This is a genomic window from Pseudomonas sp. microsymbiont 2 (assembly GCF_054788395.1).
In genome coordinates this window covers 2359433-2376690 of sequence record NZ_CM139112.1, presented here as the reverse complement: position 1 = coordinate 2376690, position 17258 = coordinate 2359433, and the positions used below count along the sequence as shown (strand labels likewise).

Sequence of the window (17258 nt, the reverse complement as noted above, 5' to 3'; positions counted from 1 at the left end):
CTCAGAGGGTCTCCAGCTCGTCAAGAAGATCATGCATGTCGCTCAGGTCCTGCTCACGGTCAGCGCTCACGCAGCCGGCCAGGGCCGCGCTGTACTCGTGCAAGCTCGCGGCCTTGAAGATCAGGTCCAGGGCGATGTCGGCCGCCAGCGCCAGTTGCAGCTGGGCGGTGGCCTGGGTGGCGAGCAGCGAGTGCCCGCCCAGTTCGAAGAAGTTGTCGTCGCGACCGACCCGCTCGAGCTTGAGCACGGCCTGCCAGACCTCGGCCACCTGTTGCTCCAGCCCAGGCCGTGGCGCCACGAAGTGGCGCTGCAGGGCGCTGGCGTCGACCTCGGGCAGGGCCTTGCGGTCGATCTTGCCGTTGGGCGTGAGGGCGAAGCCTTCGAGCAGCATCAGGTAGCTGGGGATCATGTAGCCCGGCAGGTTGGCCTTCAGGTGCAGGTTGAGCTGGTCGCGCAGGGCCTCCTGGCCCGCCGCGTCCAGCGTCTGCTGCGCCACCACGTAGCCGACCAGCTGCGCGCCGGTCGGCCCCTGGCGGGCGATCACCAGCGCCTCGCGCACCGCGGCCACGCCTTGCAGGCAGGCCTCGATCTCGCCCAGTTCGATACGGAAGCCACGCACCTTGACCTGATGGTCGACACGGCCCAGATAGTCGACCACGCCATCGACCCGCTGGCGCACCAGGTCGCCACTGCGGTAGGTACGTGCCCCCGGCGCGCCGTGCGGATCGGGCACGAAGCGCTCGGCGGTCAGGCCAGGGCGGCGCAGGTAGCCGCGCGCCAGGCCCGCGCCACCCAGGTAGAGCTCCCCGGGATGACCCACCGGGACCTGTTCGAGCTGGTCGTCGAGCACCCGTACGCTGCGATCGCCAATGCGCGTGCCGATCGGCGCATAGGCGGCGTCGCAGGCATCCTGCTCGCCGGCCTTCCAGATCAGCGGGGTGACCACGGTTTCGGTAGGGCCATAGCCATTGATGATGTAGCGCGGACGCAAGGCGCGGCGGGCCAGGTCGTAGCTCGCCTGAGGCACGGCATCGCCACCGAAGCAATACACCCGCACCGACGGCGGGTTGCCGTCGCGCTCGGCATGCTCGGCCAGCTGCTGCAGGTACGCCGGCGGGAACGCGGCCACGGTCACGCCGTGGCGGTGCATGGCCTGGTAGGTCTGTTCCGGGGTCCACAGGCCACCGTCGCGAATCAGCAGGCGCGCGCCATGGCTCAAGGCGGTGAGCCAACGTTCATGGGCACCGTCGAAGGCAAACGACATGAAATGCAGCTCGCAGTCGCGCTCGCTCATCTCGTAGCGCTCGCCAATCGCCAGGCAGTGCATGACCAGCGGCCCATGGGCCACCGCCACGCCCTTGGGCTTGCCGGTGGAGCCGGAGGTGTAGATCACATAGGCCAGGTTGCCCGGCTGCACGGCGCACTGTGGCGCCTGGGCCGGCTGCGCGCTCAGCACGACCTGGTCCAGGGCCAGGCAGTCCAGGCCTTGCGGCAGCGGCAGGCGCGCGGCCAGGTGCGATTGGCTGAGCAGCAGACCGATGCCGGCATCCTCGATCAGGTAGGCCAGGCGTTCGCGGGGGTAGTCCAGGTCCAGGGGGGCGTAGGCCGCTCCGGCCTTGAGCACGGCCAACAGCGCCACCAGCATCTGCGGGCTGCGTTCCAGGGCCACGCCGACCAGGGTCTCCGGGCCGACCCCACGGGCGATCAGCAGGTGCGCCAGCTGGTTGGCCTGGGTGTCCAGCTGGGCGAAGGTCAGCTGCTGGTCGGCGCAGATCACCGCCAGCGCATCGGGACGGCGTTCGGCCTGGGCCTGGATCAGTTGGTGGATACTGCGCGCGGTGGGATAGACCGGCTCATCGACGCTCCACGGGCGCATCGCGTCGAGCTCGGCGCGGTCGAGCATCGGCAGTTGCGCGACCCGCCGCGACGGGTCGCGGACCATGGCCTGCAACAAGTTGCGCCAGTGCCGCCCCAGCCGCTCGATGGTCGAGGCCTGGAACAGGTCGGTGGCGTAGGTCAGGGTCGCGTCGAGGGTGTCGCCCGAGTCGAAGGTGTCCAGGGCCAGGTCGACCTGGGCGGTGACGCTGTCCCACTGCACGGTTTCGATCTGCAAGGTGCCCAGGTCGCCCAGGCGGGCCGCGCGCGGATCACTGTTCTGGTGGTTGTAGATCACCTGGAACAAGGGGTTGTGGCTCAGACTGCGCTGGGGCTGCAACACCTCGACCAATTGCTCGAACGGCAGGTCCTGGTTGGCCTGGGCATCCAGCGCCGCCGCCTTGCTGGCCTGCAGCAGGTCGAGCACGCAGGCTTCGGGCTGCACATCGACGCGCAGTACCTGGGTATTGACGAAGAAACCCAGCAACGCTTCGGTTTCGACCCGGTTGCGGTTGGCCATGGGCACGCCGACGCGAATGTCGGCCTGGCCGCTGTAGCGGTGCAGCAACAGCTGGAACGAGGCCAGCAGCACCATGAACAGGCTGGCCTGCTGGTCCTGGGCCAGCTGGCGCAGGGCCTGGACCAGCTCGGCGGGCAGGCGCACCTGCGCTTGCGCGCCGCGGTGGCTCATCTGCGCCGGGCGCGGGTAGTCGCTGGGCAGTGCCAGCACCGAGTCGCCGCCGGCCAGGCGCTGCTGCCAGTATTCCAGCTGGCGCTGGCGCTCGGGCCCGGCCAGCCACTGGCGCTGCCACTGGGCGAAGTCGGCGTACTGGATCGGCAAGGCCGCCAGCTGCGCCTGGCGACCTTGGCTGGCGGCGCCGTAGAGCTCGATCAGTTCGTGTACCAGGCGCTGGATCGACCAGGCATCGGAGACGATGTGGTGCTGGGTCAGTACCAGCAGGTGCTCGTCGGCGCCCAGTGGCGCCAGGCACGCCCGCAGCAACGGGCCGTTGGCCAGGTCGAAGGTGCGTTGGGTCTCGGCCAGGACGAAGGCTTCGATCCGCGCCGACAACGATTCACCGGCAGGCAGGCTGGCCTGCTGCAACGCCAGCGAGGCATGGCTGGCGATGACCTGCAGCAGCTCGCCCTCCTCCTGGCGGAAGGTGGTGCGCAGCGGCTCATGGCGCGTCACCAGCGCATCGAGGCTGTGCTGCAGCGCCGCCAGGTCCAGCGGGCCACGCAAGCGCAGGGCCATGGGCACGTGATAGGCGGCGCTGTGCGGGTCGAGTTGCCAGAGGAACCACTGGCGCTCCTGGGCGAACGACACCGGCAGTGGCCGGTCACGCCCGACCGCGCGGATCGTCCCGCCGTCCACGGCGTCGGCGGCACCCAGCGCCGCGCAGAAGTCACGCAGCCCCGAGTGCTCGAACAGGGTACGCAGGCTCGCCGCGACCGCCAGCTCCTGGCGCACGCGCGACAGCACCTGGGTCGCCAGCAGCGAGTGGCCGCCAAGTTCGAAGAAATCGTCGTCCAGGCCGACCCGAGGCAGGTGCAGGATCTCGGCCCAGATCGCCGCCACGCCCTGCTCCAGCGCACTGCGCGGCGCGACATAGGCGCGCTGCGCCTCGGTCGCGTCCGGCTGCGGCAGCGCCCGGCGGTCGAGCTTGCCGTTGCCGGTCAGCGGCAGTGCATCGAGCAGCAGCACGTGGCTCGGCACCATGTACGCCGGCAGGTCGCGCTGCAGCTCGGCGCGCACGCTATCGCGCAATGCCGCCGGGTCAAGCTCGGCGGTGGCGACCAGCCAGGCCGCCAGTTGCGGGCCGTTGGCCCCCTCGACGGCCAGCACCACGGCCTCGCGCACCTGTGGATGCTGCAACAGGCGGGCTTCGATCTCGCCCAGCTCGACGCGGAAACCGCGAATCTTCACCTGATGATCGATACGCCCGACGTACTCGATCGCGCCGTCCTGGCTGAAGCGGGCCAGGTCGCCACTGCGATAGAGCCGCGCGCCAGGGGCGCCGAACGGATCGGGCACAAAGCGCTCGGCACTGAGCGCGGGGCGCTGCAGGTAACCACGGGCCAGGCCCGCGCTGCCCACATACAGCTCGCCGATACAGCCTTGCGGGACCGGGTCGAGGGCCGCGTCGAGCAGGTACAAGGTCTGGTCGGGGATCGGCTCGCCGATCGGGCTGGCGCTGTCACTGCGCAGGTCGGCCACGGACAGTGGGCGGTAGGTGACGTGCACCGTGGTCTCGGTGATGCCGTACATGTTGGTCAGTTGCGGCTGAGCGTCACCGAAACGCTCGAACCACGGGCGCAGGCTGGCTACCTCGAGGGCCTCGCCGCCGAACACCACGTGACGCAGGGCCAGCGCCGGCACCTCGGGCCGTGCGCAGGCCACCTGCATCAGCTGGCGAAACGCCGACGGGGTCTGGTTGAGCACGGTCACCCGCTCGCGCTCCAGCAAGGCGAGGAACTCTTCCGGCGAACGGGTGAGCGCCTGGGGCACCACCACCAGCCGACCGCCCTGCAACAGGGCACCAAAAATCTCCCACACGGAAAAATCGAAGGCGTGGGAATGGAACAGGCTCCAGGTGTCGTCGGCGTCGAAGCCGAACCACGGGTCGGTGGCGGCGAACAGACGCAGCACGTTCTCATGGGGCAGCAAGGTGCCCTTGGGCTTGCCGGTGGAACCGGAGGTGTAGATCACATAGGCCAGATTGCCTGGCTGCACGGCAACCTCGGGGTTGCCGGGGTCGCTCGACACCCCGGGCTCGGCATCGAGCAGCACCAGCGGCAAATCGGCGGGCGGTTGCAGACGCTCGAGCAACGTCGTCTGGGTCAGCAACAAGGCGATGCCGCTGTCCTGCATCAGGTAGGCCAGGCGCTCGCGGGGGTTGCTGGGGTCCATCGGCACATAGGCACCGCCGGCCTTGAGAATGGCCAGCAGGCCGACCACCAGGTCGAGACTGCGGGCCACGGCCAGCCCCACCCGCACCTCCGGTCCGACCCCGGCGGCGATCAGCCGCGCGGCCCAGTGGTTGGCCTGGGCGTTGAGTTCGGCATAGCTCAGCTGACGGTCTTCGCAGGTCACGGCGATGGCCTGCGGACGGCGGCGCGCCTGCTCCTCGATGCAGCCGTGCAGGGTCTGTGTCACCGGGAACCGGCGGGTAGCCGGGTTCCAGGCGCGCAGATGGTGCTGGCGCTCGGCGTCCTCGAGCAACGGCATGTTGCCGACGACCGCCTGCGGGTCGGCGACGATGGCGCTCAGCAACTGCTGCCAGTGGCGCATCAACCGCGCGACGGTGGCAGCCTCGAACAGGTCGCTGGCATAGGTGAGACAGGCATGCAGGCCCTGGGCGTTCTCACTGGTGTCCAGGGTCAGGTCGAACTGGGCACCGGGCTGCGCCTGCTCGAGCAAGGTCACCTGCAGCTCGCCAAGGCTCAGGCCCTGGGCAGCGGCCGGCTGCACCTGATGGTTGAACATCACCTGGAACAGCGGGCTGTGGCTGGCGTTGCGTTCCGGTTGCAGCGCCTCGACCAGTTGCTCGAATGGCAGGTCCTGGTGTGCCTGGGCCTGCAGCACGGTGTCATGCAGGCCGCGCAGGTGCTGGCTGAAACTGCCATGCAGGTCGAGCGGCGCGCTGATCACCTGGGTATTGACGAAGAAACCGATCAGCCGCTCGGTCTCGGCGCGGTTGCGGTTGGCCAGCGGCACACCGATGCGCACCTCGGGCTGGCCGGTGTAGCGTTGCAGCAGCAGCTGGAAGCTGCCCAGCAGCACGGTGAACAGACTGACATCGTGGCGCTGGGCGAGCTGGCGCAGCGCACCGGCCAACTCGGCAGGCAGCTGCACGCCAAGGCTGGCGCCCCGACCACTCTGGCGCGCGGGGCGTGGGTGGTCCAGCGGCAGTTCGAGCACATCCTGGTGGCTGCCCAGGCGCTCGCGCCAGTACTGCAGCTGGCGCTCGCCCTCGCCCGCCTGCAGCCACTGGCGCTGCCACAAGGCATAGTCCGGGTACTGGATGGGCAGCACCGGCAGCCGCGCCGGCTCGCCGCTGCAAGCGGCGCGGTAGCATTCGAGCAATTCCTCGACCATCACGCCCATCGACCAGCCGTCGGTGACGATATGGTGCAGGCTCACCTGCAGCAGATGGTCGTCCGCGCCCAAGGGCTGCACCCGGACCCGCAGCGGCGCGCCCTGGGCCAGGTCGAACGGCGTGGCGGCTTCATCGCGCAGGCGCGCCTCGATCAGCTGTTCGGCGGCGATCGCCGGCTGCGCCGCCAGGACCTGCCAGTCCGGCTCGCTGTCGGCCGACACCTGCTGCAAAGCCTGCCCATCGACTTCGAGAAAGCGCGTGCGCAAGCTGGCATGACGCGCCAGCAACTGGGTGAAGGCGCCCTGCAGCGCGGCCAGGTCCAGCGGGCCGCGCAGGCGCAGGGCCAGGCACAGGTTGTAGGCACAGCCCTGCGGGTCGAGCTGCCAGAGGAACCATTGGCGCTGCTGGGCATAGGACAACGGCAGCGGACCGCGTTCGATGGCCGGCACGATCGGCAGGCGCGCCACATTCACCCCGGCCTCGCCCAGCTTGCGGAACAGCTGCTGGCGCTTGTCGCTGTCCAGCCCGCCGATACGCGTGGCCAGCTCCTGCGAGCGTGCGGTTTGGGGCTTAAGCATTGTGTTCCTCCAGTTCGTCGAGCGCGCCGAAGATCAGGTCCAGTTCGTCGCTCGGATCGTTGTCGGCCATGACGGCCTGCACATGCGCCGCCAGCTGATGCAGGGTGCGCAGTGCGTAGAAATCGTTGATGGCCAGTTCGATGCCCAGGGCGCCGCGCAGGCGGGCCAGCAGCATGATCAGTTGCAGCGAATGGCCACCGAGTTCGAAGAAGTCATCGTCCAGCCCCACCCGCTCGACCTTGAGCACTTCCTGCCAGAAGCCGGCCAGCTGGCACTCCAGCTCGCTGCCTGGGGCGCGGTAGGCCGCGGCGCCCGCGCCGGCCTGTGGATCGGGCAAGGCCCGGCGTTCCAGCTTGCCGTTGGCCGACAATGGCAGGGACTCGAGCAGCACGAAGTGCGCCGGCACCATGTAGTCCGGCAGGCTGGCCTTGAGCGCTGCCTTGAGGCTGTCGACCAGGTCGGTGCCGGCAGCGACGGGCACCACGTAGGCCACCAGTTGCGCGCCGCGTGCGATCACGGCGGCCTCGCGCACGCCATCCTGTTCCAGCAGGCGCGCTTCGATCTCGCCCAGTTCGATACGCAGGCCACGGATCTTCACCTGGTGGTCGATCCGACCCCGGTATTCGATCACCCCATCCGCGCGCTGGCTGGCCAGGTCGCCGGTGCGGTACAGCCGCGCACCGTCGCCGAACGGGCTGGTGACGAAGCGCTCGGCAGTCAAGCTCGGGCGACGGTGGTAGCCACGGGCCAGGCCTTCGCCGCCCAGGTACAGCTCGCCCACCACGCCCACCGGCACCGGCTCCAGGTTGCCGTCCAGCACGTAGGTCGCCAGGTTGGCGATCGGTTGGCCGATCGGCACCGTGTCGCGGCCTTCCTCGCGGCAGGTCCAGTGGGTCACGTCGATAGCCGCTTCGGTCGGGCCGTACAGGTTGTACAGGCCGGCGTTCGGCAGCTTGGCGAACACGCCCTGCTGGGCATCCACCTGCAACGCCTCGCCACTGCAGACGATGCGCGTGAGGCGGGTGCAGCTGGCCACCTGCTCATCCTGCAGGAACACCTGCAGCATCGATGGCACGAAGTGCAGCGTGCTGACCTGGTGCTGGTTGATCAGCTCCACCAGGCGCGACGGGTCGCGGTGGTCGCCCGGGCCGGCCACGGCCAGACGGGCACCGGTCATCAGTGGCCAGAAGAACTCCCACACCGAGACGTCGAAGCTGAACGGGGTCTTCTGCAACACCGTGTCGCTGCCATCCAGCCCGTAAGCCTGCTGCATCCAGCACAGGCGGTTGACCAGGGCCGAGTGGCGGTTGCCCGCCCCTTTCGGCTTGCCGGTCGAGCCCGAGGTGTAGATCACGTAGGCCAGGTTTTCCGGGCTCACGGCTACCAACGGACGGCTGCTGTCGTTGCCTTCCAGCTGCAGCGTATCCAGGTGCAGCACCGTCAGGCCCTCTGGCAACGGCAGTTGCAGATGGCTCTGGGTCAGCAGCAACTGGATGCCGCTGTCTTCGAACATGTAGCTCAGGCGCTCCGCTGGATACTCAGGGTCCAGCGGCACGTAGGCGCCACCGGCCTTGAGGATCGCCAGCAGGCCGACCACCATTTCGAGGCTGCGCTCGGCGGCGATACCGACCAGCACGTCCGGGCCAACGCCTTGCGCCATCAGGTGCCGGGCCAATTGGTTGGCGCGGGCGTCCAGCTGGGCATAGCTCAGGCGGGAATCGCCGAACACCAGGGCTTCGGCCTGTGGCGTGCGGTCCACCTGGGCTTCGATCAGCTGCTGGATCGAACGGTCCAACGGGTAATCGACAACGGTGTCATTGATCGCCATCAACAGCGTCCGCTCCTGGGCATCGCCGATCGTCAACTCGCCCAACAGGCGCTCGGCCGACGTGCAGATCTGCGCCAGCAGTTGCAGCAGATGCCCGTCGATACGCGCGATGGCTGCCGGACTGAAGGCATCCAGCGCATGGTTGTAGTGCAGTTGCAGCTGCTCGCCCAGGGTCACGCCAAGCGTCAGCGGATAGCTGGTCTGGTCGTGCTGCGCCACCTCGCCGAACACCAGGCCCGGCACCGTGCCCTCCGCCAAGGCCTGGGCCACCGGGAAGTTTTCGAATACCAGGATATTGTCGAACAGCGCCTCGCCACTGCGTCCGGCCCAGCCCTGCACCTCGTACAGCGGCGTATGTTCGTGGTCGCGCAAGGCCAGCCCCTGGGCTTGCAAGGCTTGCAGCCAGGCACCGAGTGGTTGCTCCGGACGAGCACTGACCACCAGCGGCAAGGTGTTGATGAACAGCCCCAACTGTTCCTCGATCCCCACCAGCTCGGCGGGGCGGCCAGCCACGGTGCAGCCGAAGACCACGCTGTCGCTGCCGCTGTAGCGTTGCAACAGCAGCGCCCAGGCGCCCTGGAACAGGGTATTGAGGGTGATCTTCTGCTGCCGGGCGAACTGTGTCAGGCGTTGCGACAGACCAGCATCCAGCGTGCTGTGGTGAATACGGTGCGCCGTGCTGTCGTCGAGCGACGCGCCCAGCAGCGGCTGCAACAGGGTCGGGCCGTCCAGTGCCGCCAACTGCGCGCGCCAGAACGCCTCGGTCGCCGCGCCATCACGCTCGGCCAGCCACTGCACATAGTCGCTGAAGCGCCCCACCACTACCGGCGGCTCGCCGGCATAGGCCTGCAACACCTGGCCAAACAGCTGCGCGCAGCTCCAGCCATCCATGAGGATGTGGTGGTGGGTGAACAGCAAGCGGTGGCGCTGCTCGCCGGTGCGGATCAACGCCAGGCGCAGCAGCCCAGGGCGCTGCAGGTCGAAATCGCACTGCCGGTCCTGGGCGGCGAACGCGTCCAGTGCCTGCGCGGTGTCCTTGCCGCGCCAGTCATGCTCGACAAAGTCCAGCGTCACCTGGCGCTGCACCAGTTGTAGTGGGGCCACGCCGGCCTGCTGCCAGACGAAACCACTGCGCAGCACCGGATGGGCATCGATCAGCGCCTGCCAGGCCGCCCGGAAGCGCGGCACATCGAGCCCGTCGATATCCACCACCAGCTGGTTGATGTAGGTGCCCTGGCCGGGCGCGTGCAAGGCGTGGAACAGCATGCCCTGCTGCATGGGCCCCAGCGGATAGATATCCTCGATCAGCGCGGCCGGCAGCGGCAGGCCATCGAGGCTGGCCTGGTCGAGGTTGGCCAGGGGGAAGTCCGACGGCGTGACCCCGGCGGTCCGCGGGTCGCAGCAATGGGCGAGCAGATCGCCCAGCGCCTGCTCATAGGCCTCGGCCAGGCGCTCAATGGTGACACTGTCGAACATCGCCTGACTGAAGGTCCAGCGCATCTCCAGCTCACCGCCATAGACCTGACCTTCGACACTCAGCCAGTTGTCCAGCGGCGCGTCCTCGGACTGCTCGGCGCCGGCCGGCTCCAGCGCCGGGCGCAGCAAGGCGTGTTCATCGAAGCTGGTGTCGAACTGGCCGAGGTAGTTGAAGGTGATGCGCGGCTCGGGCAATGCCCGCAGCGCGCCGTCGCCGAACTGGCGCAGCAGGCCGTAGCCCAGGCCTTTGCCGGGCACGCCGCGCACCTGCTCCTTGACCTGCTTGAGGGTCTCGCCCAGCGACGCCGCCGCGCTCAGGCGCAGCGGGTATTGGCTGGTGAACCAGCCGACCGTGCGGGTCAGATCGAGGTCATCGAACAGGCTCTCGCGACCATGCCCTTCGAGGGCCACCACGCAATCGGCCTGCGCGCTCCAGTCGCGCAGCACCCACGCCAGCGCCGCCAGCAGCAGGTCGTTGACACCGGTGCGGTAGGCGGCATTGGCCTGCTGCAGCAACTGCTGGGTCAGGCGGGCATCGAAACGGCTGCGCAGCACCTGGGCGTGACGGCTGGCCAGGCTGCCCTGCGGGCGCTCGCATGGCAGGTCGCTGACCGCCGCCAGCTGCGCCTGCCAGTACGGCAGTTCGGCCAGGCGCTGGGGGCTGTCGGCCTGCTCGACCAGCCTGGCGCTCCAGGCCCCGAAAGCGCTGGTCTTGGGCGGCAGCTGCGGCTGGCGACCGTCGCACAGCTGCTGGTAGGCGCTGAGCAGGTCTTCCAGCAGGATGCGCCAGGACACCCCGTCGACCACCAGGTGGTGCACGGCCAGCAGCAGGCGTTGGCTGCCATCTGGCAAGGTTGCCAACAGCGCGCGCAGCAGAGGCCCTTGTTCCAGCGCCAGGCTGGCCTGGGCGCGGGTATAAAGGGCTGGCAGCTCCTGGACATCGCTGACCGTCACCTGCCAGAGCAGGTCATCGGGGGCCTGTTCGGCACCACCGACTTCGCAGGCCCAGCCCGCGTCGCCCCGGCGCACCCGCGCACGCAAGGCATCATGATGCCGCCACAAGGCCTGCAATGCGCCACGCAGCGGCGCGTCCTGCAGCGTGGCAGTGCTCTTGAGCAGCACGGCCTGGTTCCAGTGATGGGCATCCGGCACCTCGCGGCGCAGGAAATCCAGCTGGATCGGCAACAGGCTCAGCGGGCCACTGAGCGGCCCCTGCTCGATCGCCAGCGCGGTGCTCTGGCGCGCCGCCTGGGCCAGGCTGCGCACGGTCTGGTGCAAGAACAGGTCGCGCGGGCTCAGGCCCAGCCCCACCTGGCGGGCACGGCTGACCACCTGGATCGAGACGATCGAGTCGCCACCCAGCTCGAAGAAGTTGTCGTCGCGGCCAACCTGCTCGACATTCAGCAGCGCCTGCCAGATCGCCGCGATGCTGCACTCCACCGGCCCCTGGGGCGCCGCGCCGACCTGGCGCTGCTGCGCGTCGGGCGCGGGCAAGGCCTTGCGATCGAGCTTGCCGTTGGGGCTCAGCGGCAGCTTCGCCAACAGCACCCACTGCGCCGGCACCATGTATTCGGGCAGGCAGGCCTGCAGCGCCTCGCGCCAGGCCTCGCGCCCCTGGGCCGCCGCCTCTGGCTCGTCCAGCAGACGGCTATCGGCGGGCACCACATAGCCCACCAACTGCAGCCCACTGACGCCCAGCAGCGCCTGGACACTGGCATCGCCCACGCCGTCGTGCTCCAGCAGGCGCGCCTCGATCTCGCCCAGTTCGATGCGAAAACCGCGGATCTTCACCTGGTGGTCGATTCGTCCGGTGTAGTCGAGGATGCCTTCGTCGTTGAAGCGAGCCAGATCGCCCGTGCGGTATTGGCGCGCGCCCGGCGCGCCATTGGGGTCGGGCAGGAAACGCTCGGCGGTAAGGCCTGGGCGGCCAAAGTAGCCACGCGCCAGCAGTTCACCGCCGATCACCAGCTCGCCGGTGACGCCGGTCGGCGCCAGGCCGCCGTTGCGGTCCAGCACATACAGGCGCCGGCCCGGCAGCGCCCGGCCAATGGGCAAGGTCAGGGGGATGGCGCGCTCGCCACGCACATAGTCGCCGCAGTCCAGGGTGGTGGCGGTCACCGTGGCCTCGGTCGGGCCGTAGGTGTTGAGCAGGCGCACATGGCCCAGGCCGGCCTTGCGCCAGGCCAGCAAGCCCTCCGGCGGCATGGCTTCGCCGCCGCTGTGCACCTGGCGCAAGGCGGCGTAGTCGCGCGGGCCGATGGCGGCGAACTCCTTGGCCAGCATGTTCCAGTAGGCGGTGGTCAGGTCGACCACACTGATGCGCTGGCTGACCAGCTGCTGGTAGAAGGTCTCGCTGTCCCAGATGGTGTTGCCGCGCAGCACCACCGACGCACCGCAGATCAACGCGGGGTAGAGCTGCTCGACGAAGCCGTCGAAGTTGAAGGTGGCGAACTGCAACACCCGGTCGCGACTGCTCAGGCCGAAAAAGGCCAGCGACACATGGGCATGCCGGCTCAAGGCGCGATGGCTGATGCCCACGCCTTTGGGCCGCCCGGTGGAGCCCGAGGTGAACATCACGTAGGCGAGGTTGTCAGGGTGGCTGCGATTGGCCAGGGGCGAACCGTCCTGCTCGCCCCAGGCATCGCCCTGATCCAGACAGACCGTGCGCACACCGGCCACATCCAAGGCGTCGCGCAGGCTGGCCTGGCTCAGCAGCAAGCGACTGCCGCTGTCCTCGATCATGCACAACAGGCGGTCACGGGGGTATTGCGGGTCCAGCGGCACGTAGCCACCACCGGCCTTGAGCACGGCGAGGATCGCTACCACCATGTCCAGGCCGCGTTCCAGCGCCACGCCCACCAGCACCTCGGGGCCTACGCCAAGGCTGATCAGGTGACGGGCCAGCCGATTGGCGCGCTGCTCCAGCTCGCCGTAGCTCAGCTGCCGCGCCTCGAACAGCAATGCCGGCGCCTGCGGCGTGCGCTCGGCGCACTGGGCGAACAGCTGGTGGACACACAGCTCGCTGGGGTACTCCGCCGGCGCGCTGCCCCACTGCTCCAGCAAACGCTGGCGCTCGTCGCTGGCCAGCAGCGGCAAGTCGCCGACGCGGCGCCCGGCATCCTCGACCAGGGCACCGAGCAGCGCCTGCCAGTGGCTGGCCAGGCGCTCGATACGCGGCGCATCGAACAGGTCGGTGGCGTAGGTGAAGGTGGCGTACAGCACGCCAGCCTTTTCATGGGTGTCCAGGCTCAGGTCGAACTGGGTATTGCGGCTCTGCCAGTCGAGCACATCGAGGCTCAGCCCGCCGTCGAGCGACAGGGTGGTGATATCGGCGACATCCGCCTGGTGGTTGTACATCACCTGGAACAACGGGTTATGGCTGAGACTGCGCTCCAGGCGCAAGGCCTCGACCAACTGCTCGAACGGCAGGTCCTGGTGGGCCTGGGCGCCCAGTGCGGCCTGGCGCACCTGGTCCAGCACCTGCGCGGCACTGGCCTGGCCATCGAAGGCCAGGCGCAGCACCTGGGTATTGACGAAGAAGCCGATCAGGCCTTCGGTCTCGTTGCGGTTGCGATTGGCGATGGGCACGCCGATACGCAACTCGTCCTGCCCGGTATAGCGCTGCAACAGCATGGCGAAGGCTCCCAGCAACACCATGAACAAGGTCATGTTGTGCTGGCGCGCCAGGGCCTTGAGCTGCCCGGCCAGCTCGCCATCCAGGATCAGCTCGACCCGCCGCCCGGCATAGGTCGGCAGCAACGGCCGCGGCCGGTCAGCCGGCAGCTCGATCAGCGGGTGCTCCTGGCCCAGGTGGGCCAGCCAGTAGTCCAGCTGGCGCTGCTGCTCGCCGGCCTCCAGCCAACGTCGCTGCCACAGCGCATAGTCGCTGTACTGGATCGGCAGCGCTGGCAGATCGGCCTGCCGCCCCTGGCTACGCGCCAGGTAAAAGCGGCGAAACTCGTCGATCAGCACGCTCATCGACCAGCCGTCGGCCACGATATGGTGCAACGTCAGCAGCAGCACATGCTCCTGAGCCGCCAGCCGCACCAGACGCACGCGCAGCAATGGACCGTGCTCCAGGTCGAAGGCATGCTCGGACTGCAGCGTCGCTTCTTCGCGCACCCGCGCCTCGCGCTCGGTTTCGGGCAGCGCGCTCAGGTCGAGGGTCTCCACCTCGATCTCGCGGGCCAACGGCGCCTGGACCAGGCTGTCGTCGGCTTGACGGCGGAACACGGTGCGCAAGGTCTCGTGGCGCGCGACCAGATCGGCAAAGGCCTCGCGCAGCGCCTCGGGTTTCACCGGGCCGCGCAGGCGCACGGCCATTGGCAGGTTGTAGGCACCGCTCTGGCTGTCCATCTGCCACAGGAACCACATGCGCCGCTGCGCGTAGGAAGGCACCGCCCGATCGTCCGCGACCACCGCGGCCGGGATCGGCAACTGGGAAAAGTCGATGCCTTCCCTGCCCAGCATTTCAAGGAACACACGGCGCTTTTCCAGCGGCAGTTCGATGAAACGGCGGGCCAGTTGCAGGGACTTCTCGGCATTCATCAGGTTGCTTCCGTACGAGTGGTTACCACGGGCAGTGCCCGGCTATCCCTACGAAACGGATACAAAGTGCGAAAAATTAAGGCCGTGCAGCGCCCGCCGCGCCTGCGCCCGCCGCCCTTGAAACATTTTCTTGCATTTGACTCCGCAGGTTTCTCATTCTCATTCGTCCTATTAAGTGCAGCCCTACGAGGTTGAGCCGAGACTCGACCGCACTTTTCCAGCAGAAGACCGACTGATGGCCCGACAACCGAAAAAATCCAATTCCAAGCTGTGGTTCCTGGTCCACAGCTGGCTTGCCCTGCCGATCTGGTTTTTCGTCCTGATCGTCTGCTTCACCGGCATGCTCGCGGTGGTCAGCCAGGAAATCGTCTGGCTGGCCAACGCCGATGTGCGCGCCAGCAAGCCCGACGGCGACGCCGAGCGCCTGAGTTTCCAGCAGGTGCTCGAAAACATGCACAAGGCCGAACCGAACCTGGCCGTGCGCTTCCTCAGCCAGCCGGATGGCTCGCACTTCGCCCTGCAGGCCTCGGTGGTCCGCCCCGACGGCACCAGCTCGCTGCTTTATGTGAACCCCTACACCGGCGCCATCCAGGGCCAGCGCCCGGACTTCGACTTCGAAGCCTTCACCCGCGCCCTGCACGGCTGGTGGCTGGTGCCGTTCACCAACGGCTATAGCTGGGGCTGGTACCTGGTGTCGCTGCTGGGCCTGCCGATGCTCGCCTCGCTGGTGACCGGGCTGGTGGTGTACAAGAAGTTCTGGCGCGGCTTCTTCAAGCCGGTGCGCACCGGCCATGGCGCGCGGATCTTCTGGGGCGACCTGCACCGCCTGGCGGGCGTGTGGTCGATCTGGTTCATCGCGGTGATCTCGATCACCGGCATCTGGTTCCTGATCCAGGCGATCCTTGGCGACAACCACGTGACCATTTCCAGCGAGCCGATCGTGCCGGTGATCGCCCGCGAGCAGGTGCCGCAGACCGCTGATGGCAGCCCGGCACCGCGCATCGACCTGGACGAGGCGGCGCGTATCGCCACCGCGACGATCCCCGGTCTCGACGTGAGCTTCATCTCGCTGCCGGCCACTGCCTACAGCCACTACAGCATGGGCGGGCGCGGCTGGTACCCGCTGATGTTCCAGACCGCCGAGGTCAACCCGTACACCCGCGCGGTCGACAGCCAGTTCCTGCTCGGCGACCGTTCAGCCCTGGAGTTCGTCACCGAATCCATGCGTCCGCTGCACACCGGTGACTTCGGCGGCCTGGCAATCAAGCTGATCTGGTTCTTCTTCGGCCTGGTGCTGACCCTGATGGTCTTCAGTGGCCTGCTGATCTGGACCAAGCGTACCGCCCAGGCCACCGCCGCCGCGATCAAGCGCGCCGAACGCCCGGCACGGGCGCGCCAGGCGAGCAACGACACCCCCGTGGAGGCCCAGCCATGAGCCAGGCGAATGCAGTGCCGCAAGGCGGCCTGAAGCAGTGGTGGCTGAAATGGCGCTTCCACCTGAATATCCTGCTGATCCTCATCCCCCTGGGCTTCATGCCCAAGTACTTCGCCGACGCCAGCCTGTTCCGTGGCGACAGCGGCCTGGGCGCCACCCCCATCCAGGGCATCCAGGTCGGGCGCTGGAGCCTGGACCTGGCCGAACTGTTCGACGAGCCGCCACGCGCCGATGGCCCGGCCGGTCACTTCAAGAGCTTCAACGCGGCCCTGTGTCCGACCTGCAACGAGGGCGTCAAGGCCATCTACCTGCGCATCGGCAAGCCACGCAGCCTGCGCGCGGCGGGCACGATCTTCTTCGGCGCGCCGGCGCGCATGGGCACTTCGCTGCCCATCCCCCCGCGCACCCGCCCCGACGCCGACATCTGGATCACCATCGAAGGCTGGGACGGCAAGATGTACCAGGCCTCGGTCCCGCTGGCCAAGGCATCGCCGGCCACCGCGGCCTGGCTCGAGAAACAAGGAGGCAAGAAATGAAACAGCTGATGCGCAGGCTCGCCCTGCCCCTCTTGGCCCTGGCCGCCACCCCGGCGCTGGCGCACAACCCGATGTGCGAATGCACCGAGACCGGCGAGCAGATCACCTGCAAGGGTGGCTTCTCCGACGGCAGCGGCGCCCCTGGCGTGACCCTGGACGTGATCGGCTACGACGAGCAGGTGCTGGTGGCCAGCAAGCTCGGTGACGATTCGACCCTGACCTTCAAGCGCCCGGATGGTGAATTCTACGTGCTGTTCGATGCCGGCCCCGGCCATGTGGTGGAAGTGGACCACGCCGACATCGGTGCGCCATGAGCCGCGCCCAGGTGGTGCGCCCGGCCGGTGCCGGGCATGAAACCCTGTACGTGCTGCTGGCCGCGGCGCTGATCCTGGCGCTGGCGGCCGGCGTGGTGAGCCTGCGTGGCGAGCGCCAGGACGAGGTGAGCATCGCCGCCCACCAGTTGGACGCCCGGCGCGACCTCAACGCCGCCGAGCAAGGCATTCATACCGACCTGTGGGTGGCCGCCGACGAGGTCCGCGCCCTGCGCGAGGAGAGCGGCACCGCGCCCGATGCACAGGTCCTGGCCGAAGAGGGCCTGCCGCCCTTCGTCGCCGATGCCAGCAGCCAGAGTCGCGGCGGCCACCAGTGGTCGCGGCTCGAGAACGGGGCCTACCTGGGGCGCAGCCAGGACCCACGGGTGGCCGGCAGCTTCCTGGTGATCGTGCCGGTCGCCGCCGACGCCCAGACCGATATCTGGCTGCGCCGCGACAGTGCCGCCATGGCGCCGGATGCGCTGGACAGCGCCACCCTGGCCGCCGCCGGCTGGCAGCAGATCGTCACCCACTACGACGCCGGGGTCACCCGCCAACACCGTCATTAAGG

The 17258-nt window shown here is 68.6% G+C and carries 6 protein-coding genes; 4 read left to right on the top strand and 2 right to left on the bottom strand.

The genetic code is table 11. The annotated features are described in order from the left end of the window. Position 1: 1 nt before the first annotated feature. Together ACYUME_RS10850 and ACYUME_RS10845 are read right to left on the bottom strand one after the other, a co-directional pair. Complete coding sequence (locus ACYUME_RS10850) at positions 2–6553, bottom strand: amino acid adenylation domain-containing protein (RefSeq protein WP_460418845.1); 6552 nt, start codon at positions 6551–6553, stop codon at positions 2–4. After that, the gene (locus ACYUME_RS10845) at positions 6546–14405 is read right to left on the bottom strand and encodes an amino acid adenylation domain-containing protein (RefSeq protein WP_460418844.1); all 7860 of its coding nucleotides are present in this window, start codon (positions 14403–14405) and stop codon (positions 6546–6548) included. The genes ACYUME_RS10850 and ACYUME_RS10845 overlap by 8 nt, the downstream gene beginning before the upstream one ends. 235 nt (positions 14406–14640) lie before the next feature. Between ACYUME_RS10845 and ACYUME_RS10840 the strand changes: the two genes are divergently transcribed. The 4 genes from ACYUME_RS10840 to ACYUME_RS10825 are packed head-to-tail and all read left to right on the top strand — an operon-like array spanning position 14641 to position 17256. After that, positions 14641–15840: a PepSY-associated TM helix domain-containing protein gene (locus tag ACYUME_RS10840; protein ID WP_460418843.1), complete on the top strand. Its 1200-nt coding sequence runs from the start codon at positions 14641–14643 to the stop codon at positions 15838–15840. Continuing rightward, positions 15837–16376 (top strand): thiamine pyrophosphate-binding protein, encoded by a 540-nt coding sequence (locus ACYUME_RS10835; RefSeq protein WP_460418842.1) that lies wholly within the window; start codon positions 15837–15839, stop codon positions 16374–16376. Before ACYUME_RS10840 ends, ACYUME_RS10835 begins: the two co-directional genes overlap by 4 nt. Further along, the gene (locus tag ACYUME_RS10830; protein ID WP_279887858.1) at positions 16373–16690 is read left to right on the top strand and encodes a hypothetical protein; all 318 of its coding nucleotides are present in this window, start codon (positions 16373–16375) and stop codon (positions 16688–16690) included. The genes ACYUME_RS10835 and ACYUME_RS10830 overlap by 4 nt, the downstream gene beginning before the upstream one ends. Further along, positions 16687–17256 carry a DUF6162 family protein gene (locus ACYUME_RS10825; RefSeq protein WP_460418841.1) on the top strand — a complete coding sequence of 190 codons (570 nt, stop codon included), beginning with the start codon at positions 16687–16689 and terminating at the stop codon, positions 17254–17256. The genes ACYUME_RS10830 and ACYUME_RS10825 overlap by 4 nt, the downstream gene beginning before the upstream one ends. Positions 17257–17258 lie beyond the last annotated feature (2 nt).

Excerpts from the sequence above, each read along its gene's own strand:
- ACYUME_RS10840 (WP_460418843.1), top strand. The coding sequence starts at position 14,641 with ATGGCCCGACAACCGAAAAAATCCAATTCCAAGCTGTGGTTCCTGGTC.
- ACYUME_RS10825 (WP_460418841.1), top strand. The coding sequence starts at position 16,687 with ATGAGCCGCGCCCAGGTGGTGCGCCCGGCCGGTGCCGGGCATGAAACC.
- ACYUME_RS10850 (WP_460418845.1), bottom strand. The coding sequence starts at position 6,553 with ATGCTTAAGCCCCAAACCGCACGCTCGCAGGAGCTGGCCACGCGTATC.
- ACYUME_RS10835 (WP_460418842.1), top strand. The coding sequence starts at position 15,837 with ATGAGCCAGGCGAATGCAGTGCCGCAAGGCGGCCTGAAGCAGTGGTGG.
- ACYUME_RS10845 (WP_460418844.1), bottom strand. The coding sequence starts at position 14,405 with ATGAATGCCGAGAAGTCCCTGCAACTGGCCCGCCGTTTCATCGAACTG.
- ACYUME_RS10830 (WP_279887858.1), top strand. The coding sequence starts at position 16,373 with ATGAAACAGCTGATGCGCAGGCTCGCCCTGCCCCTCTTGGCCCTGGCC.